At 67.6% G+C, this 12,354-nt stretch carries 10 protein-coding genes; 7 read left to right on the top strand and 3 right to left on the bottom strand.

Annotated features, from left to right (window positions below):
* Nucleotides 1-223: 223 nt before the first annotated feature.
* Nucleotides 224-727, bottom strand: a complete 504-nt coding sequence (locus tag PKE72_RS13660) for a DOMON-like domain-containing protein (RefSeq protein ID WP_271165934.1) — start codon at nt 725-727, stop codon at nt 224-226.
* A 202-nt stretch (nt 728-929) separates the two neighbouring features.
* Here PKE72_RS13660 and tyrS point away from each other — a divergent pair, with 202 nt between their 5' ends.
* The 4 genes from tyrS to PKE72_RS13640 all read left to right on the top strand — a co-directional run bounded on the left by tyrS (nt 930) and on the right by PKE72_RS13640 (nt 4,699).
* Nucleotides 930-2,183: a tyrosine--tRNA ligase gene (tyrS, locus tag PKE72_RS13655; protein WP_271165933.1), complete on the top strand. Its 1,254-nt coding sequence runs from the start codon at nt 930-932 to the stop codon at nt 2,181-2,183.
* A 127-nt stretch (nt 2,184-2,310) separates the two neighbouring features.
* The gene (locus tag PKE72_RS13650) at nt 2,311-2,778 is read left to right on the top strand and encodes a peroxiredoxin (RefSeq protein WP_271165932.1); all 468 of its coding nucleotides are present in this window, start codon (nt 2,311-2,313) and stop codon (nt 2,776-2,778) included.
* Nucleotides 2,779-2,970: 192 nt separating this feature from the next.
* Nucleotides 2,971-4,119, top strand: a complete 1,149-nt coding sequence (locus tag PKE72_RS13645; protein WP_271165931.1) for a peptidoglycan DD-metalloendopeptidase family protein — start codon at nt 2,971-2,973, stop codon at nt 4,117-4,119.
* Nucleotides 4,100-4,699: a bactofilin family protein gene (locus tag PKE72_RS13640; protein ID WP_271165930.1), complete on the top strand. Its 600-nt coding sequence runs from the start codon at nt 4,100-4,102 to the stop codon at nt 4,697-4,699. Before PKE72_RS13645 ends, PKE72_RS13640 begins: the two co-directional genes overlap by 20 nt.
* 40 nt (nt 4,700-4,739) lie before the next feature.
* Here PKE72_RS13640 and prfB read toward each other — a convergent pair.
* Together prfB and PKE72_RS13630 are read right to left on the bottom strand one after the other, a co-directional pair.
* Nucleotides 4,740-5,862, bottom strand: a protein-coding gene (prfB, locus tag PKE72_RS13635) for a peptide chain release factor 2 (RefSeq protein ID WP_271165929.1) whose coding sequence is annotated in 2 segments (ribosomal slippage) — nt 4,740-5,792 and nt 5,794-5,862 — 1,122 coding nt in all. Because the reading frame shifts where the segments join, the coding sequence is not laid out codon by codon here.
* A 120-nt stretch (nt 5,863-5,982) separates the two neighbouring features.
* Entirely contained in the window at nt 5,983-8,394 is a 2,412-nt protein-coding gene (locus tag PKE72_RS13630; RefSeq protein ID WP_373878101.1) for a penicillin-binding protein 1A, read from the bottom strand.
* Nucleotides 8,395-8,532: 138 nt separating this feature from the next.
* Here PKE72_RS13630 and PKE72_RS13625 point away from each other — a divergent pair, with 138 nt between their 5' ends.
* From PKE72_RS13625 to PKE72_RS13615, 3 genes are all read left to right on the top strand, one after another.
* The gene (locus tag PKE72_RS13625; RefSeq protein WP_271165928.1) at nt 8,533-8,961 is read left to right on the top strand and encodes an organic hydroperoxide resistance protein; all 429 of its coding nucleotides are present in this window, start codon (nt 8,533-8,535) and stop codon (nt 8,959-8,961) included.
* Between the two features lie 172 nt (nt 8,962-9,133).
* Nucleotides 9,134-10,138: a cobaltochelatase subunit CobS gene (cobS, locus tag PKE72_RS13620; RefSeq protein WP_271165927.1), complete on the top strand. Its 1,005-nt coding sequence runs from the start codon at nt 9,134-9,136 to the stop codon at nt 10,136-10,138.
* A gap of 69 nt (nt 10,139-10,207) precedes the next feature.
* Nucleotides 10,208-11,998 carry a response regulator gene (locus tag PKE72_RS13615; RefSeq protein ID WP_271165926.1) on the top strand — a complete coding sequence of 597 codons (1,791 nt, stop codon included), beginning with the start codon at nt 10,208-10,210 and terminating at the stop codon, nt 11,996-11,998.
* The last annotated feature ends 356 nt before the right edge of the window (nt 11,999-12,354 follow it).

The following is a 12,354-nucleotide window of genomic DNA, read 5'->3' as shown; positions in this document are numbered from 1 at the left end:
GGCGGCTCCTGAGGCGTTCGACCCAGCCATGCCCGACGACGAGGCCGCTCACAACCCGTTCCATCGCCCTCTCCACGCACCATCCCAACCGCGTCATCCTAGGCCTTGTGCCTAGGATCCATACGCCCGGTGTTTGGGTTTGGAGTCCGACCTTCGCCGCTTGAGTCTATGGATCCTAGGCACAAGGCCTAGGATGACGCCGTTCTGGGTCGAAAACAGCGTTTCAAAGAACCGCCGACCACGACCCCTCGTGATGAAAGTCCGGCTTATCCGATGGATGCGCCAGGGCCCAATAGCCGATCGCCCCGTCCAGCCCCTCGACCACCGCCGTCAGCCCGACCGCGTCCGTCGCATCCTCGGGCAGGTCCACATCGACCGTCAGCCCGAACCGCCCCGGCGCCATCCGCGTGACGATGAAGGGCGGCGCGATCTCCAGCCCACGCATCCCCTCGCGATAGCCGTCGAACCGATAGGCCGCCCAGCCCCCCGACGGCGACAGATTATATTCGACATAGCCGCCCGCCGTCCGCACGAAGGCCTCGAAACAGGTCGTCCGCCACAGTTCGTCGGTCCTTGCCCGCGCCGTCGCCTCGGGCCAGCGCACAAACTCGACCGGCCCGGCCAGCAAATACTCCAGGCTCAACACCCGCCCCGCCCGCCGCGCCTCGACCTCCAGCGTCAGCCCGGCGGGCGGCGAAATCGGGTGCGGGATCAGGGGCAGACGCATCCGCCCTTCGTAGCGCAGGCTTGACGCCGGTCAACGCTCCGCCTTATCGAAGGCCCCATGTTCGCCGCCCGCGCCATCACCGGCCTGTATTACCGCCCGCACCTCTAAGCGAGCGGCCCGCGAACCTGCGCCGCCTTCGCTGGCGACGCGCTCTTCGGAAATGGAAGACGACCGCCGGCATCCCTGCTAACGGAGCCCCGCCATGACCGATCAAGCCTTCAAATCCGACTTCCTCCGCACCCTCCAGGCGCGCGGCTACATCCATCAGATCACCCACCCGGTCGAGCTGGATGCGGCGGCGGCCGACGGCGTGGTGGCCGGCTACATCGGCTTCGACGCCACCGCCCCGTCGCTGCACGTGGGCAGCCTGATCCAGATCATGATGTTGCGCCGGCTCCAGCAGGCGGGGGGCAAGCCCATCGTCCTGATGGGCGGCGGCACCACCAAGGTCGGCGACCCGACCGGCAAGGACACGTCGCGCCCCCAGCTGACCGAAGAGACGATCCAGTCGAACATCGACTCGATCCAGACGGTCTTCGCCAAATTCCTGACCTTCGGCGACGGCCCGACCGACGCGGTCATGGTCAATAACGACGACTGGCTGTCGACCTACGGCTACATCCAGTTCCTGCGCGACTTCGGCACCCACTTCACCGTCAACCGGATGCTGAGCTTCGACTCGGTCAAGCTGCGCCTTGAGCGCGAACAGCCGATGACCTTCCTCGAGTTCAACTACATGCTGATGCAGTCGGTGGACTTCCTGGAGCTGAACCGCAGCCACAAGGTCACCCTGCAGATGGGCGGGTCGGACCAGTGGGGCAATATCACCTCGGGCGTCGATCTGGTGCGTCGGGTGGATCAGAAGGCCGCCTTCGGCCTGACCACGCCACTGTTGACCACGGCCTCGGGCGGCAAGATGGGCAAGACGGCCCAGGGCGCCGTCTGGCTGAACGCCGAACAGCTGAGCCCCTATGACTACTGGCAGTTCTGGCGCAACGCCGAGGACGCCGACGTCGGCCGTTTCATGCGCCTGTTCACCGACCTGAGCCTGGAGCAGATCGCGGACTACGAAGCCCTTGAAGGCGCCGCCATCAACGACGCCAAGAAGGCCCTCGCCGACGCCGCCACCACCCTGCTGCACGGCGCCGAGGCGGCCGCCACCGCCCGAGCTGCGGCCGAAAGCGCCTTCGAGAAGGGCCAACTGTCCGCAGACCTGCCGACCGTCGAACTGCCGGCGGGCGAGGTTTACGGCGCCATGATCGCCGCCGTCGTGACCAAGGCCGGCCTGACCGCGTCCAACGGCGAGGCCCGTCGTCTGGCCCAGGGCGGCGGCCTGCGCCTGAACGACGCCGCCGTGGCCGACGGCGCCCAGCTACTGACCGAGGCCGATCTCAAGGACGGCGTCATCAAACTGGCGGCCGGCAAGAAGAAGATCGTGCTGGTTCACCCGACCTAACACCCCGTCACCCTCGGACTTGATCCGAGGGCCGGGTTTTCCGCCGCACGTGCGAACGGGCGGCGGAAAGCCCGACCACCCTCCGATCCTCGGGTCGAGCCCGAGGATGACGACAGGAACTGAGACCATGCCCGCGACCGAAGGCCACCCCGCCCCCGCCCTCGACCTGCCGACCGACAACGGCGGCCAGGTTTCCCTCGCCGCCCTCAAGGGCAAGCCAGCCGTCGTCTACTTCTATCCCAAGGACGACACGACCGGCTGCACGCGCGAGGCCCAGGACTTCACCGCCCTGGCGCCCGACTTCGCCGCCCTGGGTGTGCCCGTCATCGGCGTGTCCAAGGACACGGTGAAGAAGCACGACAAGTTCAAGGCCAAATACGACCTCGCCGTCGTCCTGGCCTCGGACGAGGACGGCGCCGCCTGCGAGGCCTGGGGCGTCTGGGTGGAGAAGAAGCTCTACGGCCGCGAATATATGGGCATCGAACGCGCTACCTTCCTGATCGACGCCGACGGTCGGGTCGCCAGGGCCTGGCGTAATGTGAAGGTGGCCGACCACGCCGCCGCCGTTCTGGACGCCGCCCGCGCCCTCGGCTGACGGCTCCCCGCCGACCCGACACCCAGCCGGTTGAAAAGCCGATTCGGGAATTCCCCTTCAGCGCGAGTCTCAATCAACAATCGCGTGATAATGCCCGTTTAGCGCCTTAATCGTGGTTAACGAGCCCTAAACAGTCTTGCCCGTGTCATCGTTGCACCGGATAAACCTCCCCTCGACGTGGGGGCGTTGCTTATGAGTGTGCAAGAACAATCGCAGGAACTGTCCTGGCACGAACGTTTCTTGCCGGTACGCTATCTGTATCTCCGCAGCCATGACGACATCCGCGCCTATGCCCTGACCGCCCGGCGACAGGTGATGATCGTTCTCGTGGCCGTCGTCGCCCTCGGCTGGTCGCTGATGGCCTCCGGCGCCTTCCTGTTCGACCTGATCGCCCAGCACCGGTCCGACGCCGAGGTCATCCGCGCCCGCGCCGCCTCCGAACGCCTCAACGCCGATCTTCAGGCCCGGCTGGAAAGCGCGGTGGTGCGCATGTCGGCGGCCAACGGCTCGCTCGAGCAGACCGCCGCCATGATCGAGCGGCGCCACGCCGCCCTGACCACTGTCATGGCCGACTTCCACGGCGTCGAAGGGGCGGAAAAGGCGCTGGCCCCGACCCCCGTCCCTGCGTCCGCCGCCCCGATCCAGCGAATCCTGGCGGTCCGCCTGGATCAGGAACGTCTGCTGGACCGGGCCGAGGACTTCGCCCAGACCCGGGCCGAGCGTCTGCGAGTCGCCTTCCGTCTGGCCGGCCTCAACCCCGCCGCCTATGTCGCCGCCTCCGGTCCGCTGGGCGGCCCCCTGGTCGAGGCCCGCGACCCCCGCGCCCTGGCGGCCATTCTGGACGTGGACGAGCCCTTCGCCGTCCGCATTCGTCACGCCGCCACCAATCTGAACGAGATGCGAGCCCTGACCGACGCCGCCGAAGGCCTGCCGTTCAAACGCCCGACCCAGGCGCGCACCACCTCCGGCTACGGCGTCCGCTTCGATCCATTCAATGGACGGCCCGCCATCCACCAGGGCCAGGACTTCGCCGCCCCCCTGAACACCCCGATCTACGCCACCGCCCCCGGCGTCGTCGCCTTCGCCGGCGTTCGTTCAGGCTATGGCAATACTGTTGAGCTAGACCATGGACGCGGTTTCAAGACACGCTACGCCCATCTCAACGTCCTGGGGGTCAAGCCCGGCCAGTCGGTCGCGCTCGGCCAACGCATCGGCGCCATGGGCACGACGGGCCGCTCTACGGGCGTCCACCTCCATTACGAAGTCTGGCTGAACGGCCGACCCCAGAACCCCGCACGCTTCCTCAGAGCAGGAGATCAACTTGTTCAACAAGACAAATAAAGCCCCGGCCCCGGCGCCTTCGCCCCGTCCGACCTCGCCCGTCATTCCGCCGCTGCCGGACATGCCGTCCGCGCCCCGCGCCGGCGTGGCGCCGTCCACGCCCTCGCCGGTCCCGACCGGCCGCGGTCTGTCGACCCTGTCGTCGGATCTGGTGTTCGAAGGCAATGTCTCGGGCGCCGGAGACCTTCAGATCGACGGTCAGGTCAAGGGCGACGTCCGCGTCGGCCGCCTGATCGTCGGCGAGACCGGCGCCGTCGAAGGCAATGTCCAGGCCGATTATATCGAGGTGCGCGGTCGCATCGTCGGCGGCGTCCTGGGCAAACAGGTCAAACTGGTCGCCACCGCCTATGTGGACGGCGACATCACCGCCGAACAGCTGTCGATCGACGTCGGCGCCTTCTTCCAGGGCCGCGTCGCCCAGGGCCAGCGTCAGGCCCCTGCGCCCGCCGCCGTCACCCCGGTCGCGCCGCAACCGGCGCCTGCCCCCATCGCCAGCCCCGTCGCGTCGCCGGCTCCGGTCGTCGTCGCCTCGGCTTCGGACGCCTCGTCCGACAAGCCGACTGAAAAGGCTGCGGTCTGAACCAAATTTCTCCTCCCCATCACGGATGGGGAGGAGACCTTCAGTCCACGTTCGATCCGCGCGTCTCGCCGACCCGCGCCGCCAGGGCCGCGCCCATGAAGGCGTCCAGATCGCCGTCCAGCACCCCTTGGGTGTCCGAGGTCTCGACCTCGGTCCGCAGGTCCTTCACCATCTGATACGGCTGCAACACATAGGATCGGATCTGGTGACCCCAGCCGATGTCCGTCTTGGCGTCCGCCAGGGCCTGGGCCGCCGCCTCGCGCTTCTGCAACTCCAGCTCATAAAGACGCGCCCGCAGCATCTTCCACGCCATTTCCCGGTTCTGGTGCTGCGACCGGCCGGCCTGGCAGGCCACGACCGTATTGGTCGGAACGTGGGTCAGGCGCACGGCTGAGTCGGTCTTGTTGATGTGCTGACCGCCGGCGCCCGAAGCGCGATAGGTGTCGGTGCGCACGTCCGACGGATTGATGTCGATCTCGATCGTGTCGTCCACGACCGGCGACACGCCGATGGAGGCGAAGCTGGTGTGCCGCTTGGCCGCCGCGTCATAGGGACTGATCCGCACCAGGCGGTGCACGCCCGATTCCGACTTCAGCCAGCCATAGGCGTTGGGCCCGGCGACCAGGATGGTGGCCGACTTGACCCCCGCCTGTTCCCCTTCTTCATAGGCCTCGATCGTGACCTCATAGCCGTGCGCCTTGGCCCAGCGGGAATACATCCGCAGCAGCATCCCGGCCCAGTCGTTCGATTCGGTGCCGCCGGCGCCGGAATTGACTTCCAGATAGGCGTCGTTGCCGTCGGCCTCGCCGGACAGCAGGGCCTCCAGCTCGGCCCGGGCGGCGCGTTCCTTGATGCCCCGCAGCGACGCGCGCGCGTCTTCCAGGGCGCCCTCGTCGCCTTCCTCGTCCGCCATCTCGGCCAGCATCACCCCGTCCTCGAGGTCCTGCTCCATCGCCTTGACGGTGTTGATCTTGGCTTCCAGCTGCGAGCGATCGCGGCTGACGGCCTGGGCTTCGTCGGGCTTGTCCCACAGCGTCGGGTCCTCGACCCGCGCGTTCAGCTCATCGAGCTTTCTTAGAGCGACATCCCAGTCAAAGACGCCTCCTGAGCAGAGCGACGCTCTGCTCGATGTCGGCCTTCATGGCCTCGACATCCGGTCTCATCGCATTCTCCAGCGACACAAAGCCCTCAAGCAGCGCGGCCCGAAGGCCGCGCGACAGGGCAGGTTTAAAGGAAAACGGCGCGCCACGAGGACGCGCCGTTCGAAGGGCCTACCTAGAGCCTCAGTACAGTCCGCTCAAGTCCTCAGCCGGCGCCTTCTTCGGCGGCGGGGCGGCGGCGGGCGGCGGCGGGGCGGTCGCGCCGCTGGCGGCGGCCTCCTGTTCGCGACGCACGACCTCGTAATAGTTCTGGGGTCCGACCGGCTGGGTCGGGGCCTGGACAGGGGCCGGGGCCTGGCGTTCGGTGCCGGGGCGGAAGGCTTCCTCGATGCCGTTGACCATGCGGAAGACGGCGTTCTTGGGCCGCACGAACGGACGCGCGGGCCGTTCCTTCAGCGCCGTCTGCATGAATTCGTTGAAAATCGGCACGGGCGTCGTCGCCCCCGTTTCGCCGGACCCCAGCGACCGGTTGTCGTCGAAGCCGATGAAGACCCCGACCACGATATCGGTGGTGAAGCCGACGAACCAGGCCGAGCGGTATTCGTTGGTCGTGCCGGTCTTGCCCCCGACCCAACGGCCCAAACCGCGCGCACTGGCGGCGGTGCCCCGCTGGACCACGCCTTCCAGCATCGAGCTCATCTGATAGGCGGTGATCGGGTCGATCACCTGGGTTCCGCGCGGCTGCAGACGCGGCGATTCCTGCCCCGAGAAGCCCCGGCCGCACTCGCGACAGCTGCGGTTATCGGCCCGGAAAATGGTTTCCCCATCCCGGTCTTGCACATAGTCGATCAGATAGGGCGTGATCCGACGCCCGCCATTGGCGAAGGCCGAATAGGCGGCCGTGATCTCCAGCGGCGTCACCTCGCCCGCGCCCAGCGAGACCGACAGGTTCGGCTGCAGGCCTGGAATCCCCATCCGGGCGGACTGGTCGACGATCTTCTTCATGCCGACCGCGTCAGCCAGACGCACGGTCATGACGTTGCGCGACAGTTCCAGCCCGCGTCTCAGGCTCTGCGGCCCGTAGTATTCACGGCTATAGTTCTCGGGCGTCCAACGCTGGCCATTGGCCCCGCCGGCGAAGCTGATCGGCGCATCCAGCACGATGGAGGCGGGGGTGAAATCCCCCTCCAGCGCGGTCGCATAGACGAAGGGCTTGAAGGCCGAACCCGGTTGACGCCGCGCCTGGGTCGCCCGGTTGAAGCTGGACAGGGCGTAGGAATAGCCCCCCACCATCGCCAACACCCGGCCCGACTGAGGCTCGATGGCCACCAGGGCGCCGTTGACGCGTGGCAACTGTTTCAGGGCGAACTGGCCGTTCTTCTTCTCGACGAAGATCAGCTCGCCTCGTCGCAGCTGCTTGTTGGCGTTGGCCCAGGCGGCGTCGGCGGCGATCAGAGTCCCGCTCTCGTCATCCTTGGCGGTGCGGATGCGGACGGTGTTGCCGCTGACGCTCTCGATGGCGGCGGCCTGCCAGGTGCGGCGTTCGGGCGGCGCCTGTTCCTTCAAGGCCGCGGCCTGCCAGCCCTCGGCGAAATCGGTCGTGCCCCAACCGCCGCGCCAGCCGTGGCGCCGGTCATAATTCTCCAGCCCCTGCATCAGGGCCTGGCGCGCCGCCGTCTGCAAGGTCGGGTCCAAGGTGGTGCGCATATAGAAGCCGCCGGCGCGCAACTGCGCCCCGAAGTCCGGATTGGCCGCCGCCTGGCGCCGCGCCTCTTCGACGAAGAAGTCGGCGTCCTTGTATTCCGACCGCTGCGGCGCATCGCGCGTGGCCAGCGGCCGGGCGCGCATCTCGACCAGTTGGGCCTCTGTCAGCCAGCCGCTCTGCTCCATCTCGCCCAGCACCCAGTCGCGCCGACCCTTGGCCGCGCCGGGATGGCGTTTGGGGTGATAGTTGTTCGGCCCCTTGGGCAGGGAGGCCAGGAAGGCCGCCTCGTCCGGCGTCAACTGCGCCAGCGACTTGCCGAAATAGTTATAGGCCGCCGAGGCGATGCCGAACGAGCGATAACCCAGGAAGATCTCGTTCAGATACAGGTTGAGGATCTGCTCCTTGGACAAGGTCGCCTCCAGGCGATTGGCCAGGATGGCTTCCTTCAGCTTGCGGTTCAGGCTCGATTCGTTGGTCAGCAGGACATTCTTGGCCACCTGCTGGGTGATGGTCGATCCGCCCTCCAGCCGGCGCCCCTGCACCAGGTTGAAGACGTTCTTGATCGAGGCCCGGCCGATGCCGCCCACGTCGATCCCGCCGTGCTGGAAGAAGTTGCGGTCCTCGGCGGCCAGGAAGGCCTGGATCACCGTCTCGGGAATCTGGTCATAAGAGACATAGATTCGGCGTTCGTCCGAGAACTCGCCGATCAGGGTGCCGTCGCCGGCATAGACCCGCGTCGCGGTCGGCGGCCGATAATCGGCCAGCTCGGACGCGTCCGGCAGGTCATGAAACAGCCATGCCGCATAGACGGCGACCACCAACCCCGCCAGGGCGATGCCGCCCAGCAGAACCATGCCCGCCCATACGAACCAGCGTTCGGCAATCTTCACTGCGTACTCCGACGACGCGCCCCGAAATCGTGCTTTAGCCCGCGTCGCCCCCCAAAGGCTAGGGCGCGGATGCAACGTCCCCTTCCCGTCTCCCGTTAAGCCCCCATCTCAAGCCTTCCCAATCCACAGGAGCCCACCATGGAAGTTCTGTATCGCGCCCAGGCCACAGCCTCCGGCGGCGGCCGCGAAGACGGCCGCTCGACCACCGACGACGGCAAGATCGACGTGAAACTGTCCACCCCCAAGGAAATGGGCGGCAAGGGCGGCGACGGGACCAATCCGGAGCAGTTGTTCGCCACCGGCTACGCCGCCTGCTACCTCGGCGCCCTGCGTCTGGTCAGCGGCAAGGCCGGCACGCCGGTCGGCCCGGACACCAAGATCACCGCCGGAATCGGCTTCGGCAAGAACACCAAGGGCGAGGGCTTCAACCTCGACGTCGATCTGACCGTCACCGATCACGGCCTGGATCAGGCGGTCATCGACGACCTGATCGAAAAGGCCCACCAGGTCTGCCCCTATTCCAACGCCACGCGCGGCAATGTGGATGTTCGACTGGCGGCCAAGTAATTTCACCTTCCGCTCATCCCCGCGAAAGCGGGGACCCAGGGCTTTGGGCGACGACCGCAGCCATTTGCAAAGGGTCGTCGTCCAACCTCCTGCCGGGCAAATGAACTGGATCCCCGCTTTCGCGGGGACGAGCGGGGTTTCAGTGGCCCCGAACCTGCGCTAATCGCAGACCATGACCTCCCTGCTCGACGCCCTCCCCGATCCCCTGCTGACGCTCGAACCCGCCCGCCGCGTGACCCTGCGCGAAGCCTTCGGCGTGGACAGCGACATGACCGTGCCGGTCTTCGCCGAGCGCGACAGCCATGTGCCCGAGATCGACGAGGCCTATCGCTTCGATCCCCAGACGACGATCGCCATCTGCGCCGGCTTCGCCTTCGACCGCCGCGTCATGGTCCAGGGCTATCACGGCACCGGCAAGTCGACCCATATCGAACAGGTCGCCGCCCGCCTGAATTGGCCCCTGGTCCGCGTCAACCTGGACAGCCACGTCAGCCGGATCGACCTGATCGGCAAGGACGCCATCGTCCTCAAGGACGGCAAACAGATCACCGAATTCCGCGAGGGCATCCTGCCCTGGGCGCTGCAACGCCCCGTCGCCCTGGTGTTCGACGAATATGACGCCGGCCGTCCCGACGTCATGTTCGTGATTCAGCGCGTGCTCGAGGCCCAGGGCCGCCTGACCCTGCTGGACCAGAACCGCGTCATCCGCCCCAACAAGCATTTCCGCCTGTTCGCCACCACCAACACCATCGGCCTGGGCGACACCACGGGCCTGTATCATGGCGCGCAACAGATCAATCAGGCCCAGTTGGATCGCTGGAACATCGTCACGACGCTGAACTACCTCGACCACGACGTCGAGGCCGAGATCGTCGCCGCCAAGGTCCCCGAATGGTCCGACGCCGAGGGCCGCCGTCGCATCGCCGCCATGGTCCGCGTCGCCGACATGACCCGCAACGCCTTCATGAACGGCGACATCTCCACCGTCATGTCGCCCCGCACCGTCATCACCTGGGCCCAGAACGCCCTGATCTTCGGCGGCGACCTGGCGCTCAGCTTCCGCCTGACCTTCCTCAACAAGTGCGACGAACTGGAACGCCCCACCATCGCGGAGTTCTACCAGCGCGCGTTCGGCGAGGACCTGCCCGAGGCGGCGACGCGGGTGAAGGTCGGGTAAAACCCTCACTATTGAGGCCTCGTTAAACTCCCTGGCGTAAGGCCACGCTTGAAGCGGGGACTTGGCGAAGTGGCCGACAGTACAGATTACCTAAAGGCCTATGCCGACCGGTATCGGGACATGTTCCCGGTGCGGCTGGTCACCATCGCCGCGATCGTGATCGTGGGCTGGTGGTTGCTCGGCTGGGGCTGGGCGGCCAATTTCGCCGTCTTCCAGTTCGGCCTCTACGCCCTGCTCTGGAACGTCGTCCAGACCGCCCGCGCCCGCCCCGGGGCTCCGGGCGCAGAACGGCGTTTCCGGCTCAGCACTGAGGCCGTCACCCTCGGCCTCGCCACGCACAACGCCCTGTTCATCCTCGCCGTCTGGCATTCCCAGCCCCAGTATCTCGACTATCTGCGTCTGCTGCTGGCCGGCAATCTGATGGTCGGCGCGCTTCAGGTGCACATCAGCCGGATCAGTTTCGCCGCCGCCGTCGCCCCGCCGTCCATCGCGGCCATGATCATCGCCTCCAACCAGCCCCAGGCGACCACGGGGATCAAGATCGCCGTCGGCCTGTTCGTCCTGGGCATCATCGGCGCCTCCTGGCGCCAATGGCGCAGCGATCGCCAGACGGTCGAGCTGATGGTCGCCCTGACCGAACGCACGCGCGAGCTTCAGTCCGCCCTGGGCCAGGCCGAGACCGACCGCGCCGCCGCCGAACGGGCCAATAAGGCCAAGTCCCGCTTCCTGGCCATGATCAGCCACGAGGTCCGCACCCCGCTGAACGTCATCCTCGGCCTGACCGAGGTCCTGCGCGGCCGTCGCCGTCCCAAGGCCGAGGCCGTGGTCATCGACGACATGGCCGAGGCCGGGGGCATGCTGCTTCGCCTGCTGAACGGCGCCCTGGACATCTCCAAGATCGAATCGGGCCAGGTCGATCTTCGCCTCGCCCCCGTCGATGTCGCCGCGCGGATCGAGGCGATCGCCCGCGTCTGGCGCGCCCGCGTCGACGAACTGGGCCTCGCTCTGGAGGTCGAGCTTCAGGGCCGCCGCGAGGACTTCCTGGTCCTGACCGACGAGGCCCGGGTCGAACAGATCCTGATCAACTATCTGTCCAACGCCCTGAAACTGACGCCGTCCGGGACCGTCCGCATCCTGGCCCGCGCCCTGCCCGCCGCCGACGGCCGCATCGACCTTGATCTCGAGGTTCACGACCAGGGCCCCGGCGTGCCGAAGGATCAGCGAGACCGCATCTTCGAACCCTTCGAACAACTGGCCCCCGGTCGCGCCGCCGGCGGCGCCGGCCTGGGTCTGGCCCTGTGCCGCGCCTCCGCCCAGGCGCTGGGCGGCGCCCTCGGCGTCCGCGCGGCCAAGCCGCAGAACGGCGCGCAAGGCGCCGTCTTCTGGGTCCGTTTCACGGCCGAGCCCGCGCCACGCCCGACCGTCCGGGCTGCGGACGCCGGGCGCGCCGCCGAAGGGGCGCTCGAGGCTTCCACCACGCTGCGCGTCCTCGCCGCCGAGGACCATCCCGCCAATCGCAAGCTGCTGGCCCTCCTGTTCCAGGCCTTCGGTCTGGACCTGGTCCTGGTCGAGAACGGTCAGGAGGCGGTCCAGGCCGTCGCCGCCGAACGCTTCGACCTGGTGCTGATGGACGTCATGATGCCGGTCATGGACGGCGTCGAGGCGCTGAGCGCCATCCGCGCCGACGAGGCCGCCACGGGCCGCCCCCGCCTCCCAATCCATATGCTCACCGCCAACGTCTTCGACGAGGACGTGGCCCGCTACATGGCCGCCGGCGCCGACGGCGTCCTGCGCAAACCTATCGAACCCCCCGCCCTCCAGGCCGTCCTCCTGGGGGCGAGCCAGTCTGTCGGCGCCTGACCTCCCGCAGTCACTCCCAGCCGCCGCGCGCTCAAAGCTTGAGAACGAATTTGCGGCTAAGAGCCCCTCCACCCCCGCGCAAGAGGCGCGGCGGTCCCCCTCCCCGCAAAGCGGGGAAGAGACGCGACGAACCTCTGTCTCCTCCCCACGCAGTGGGGAGGTGGATCGACGCGCAGCGGCGAGACGGAGGGGCCCTTCGACGCGCACCGCGCACAATGAAGCTGCCTACACCCCAATGATCCACCCCCGCGCGCGGAAAGGTGACGCCCCCTCCCTCTTTCGTCATTCCGGGCGAAGCGCAGCGGAGACCCGGAACCCAGCGGCGCCGAAGGCGAAATCTATCCGACGCACGATGC

This window comes from Brevundimonas intermedia, assembly GCF_027922165.1.
Taxonomy (GTDB): domain Bacteria; phylum Pseudomonadota; class Alphaproteobacteria; order Caulobacterales; family Caulobacteraceae; genus Brevundimonas; species Brevundimonas intermedia.
Note: the sequence above shows the minus strand (reverse complement) of the source record. Positions and strands in the feature narration are given on the sequence as shown.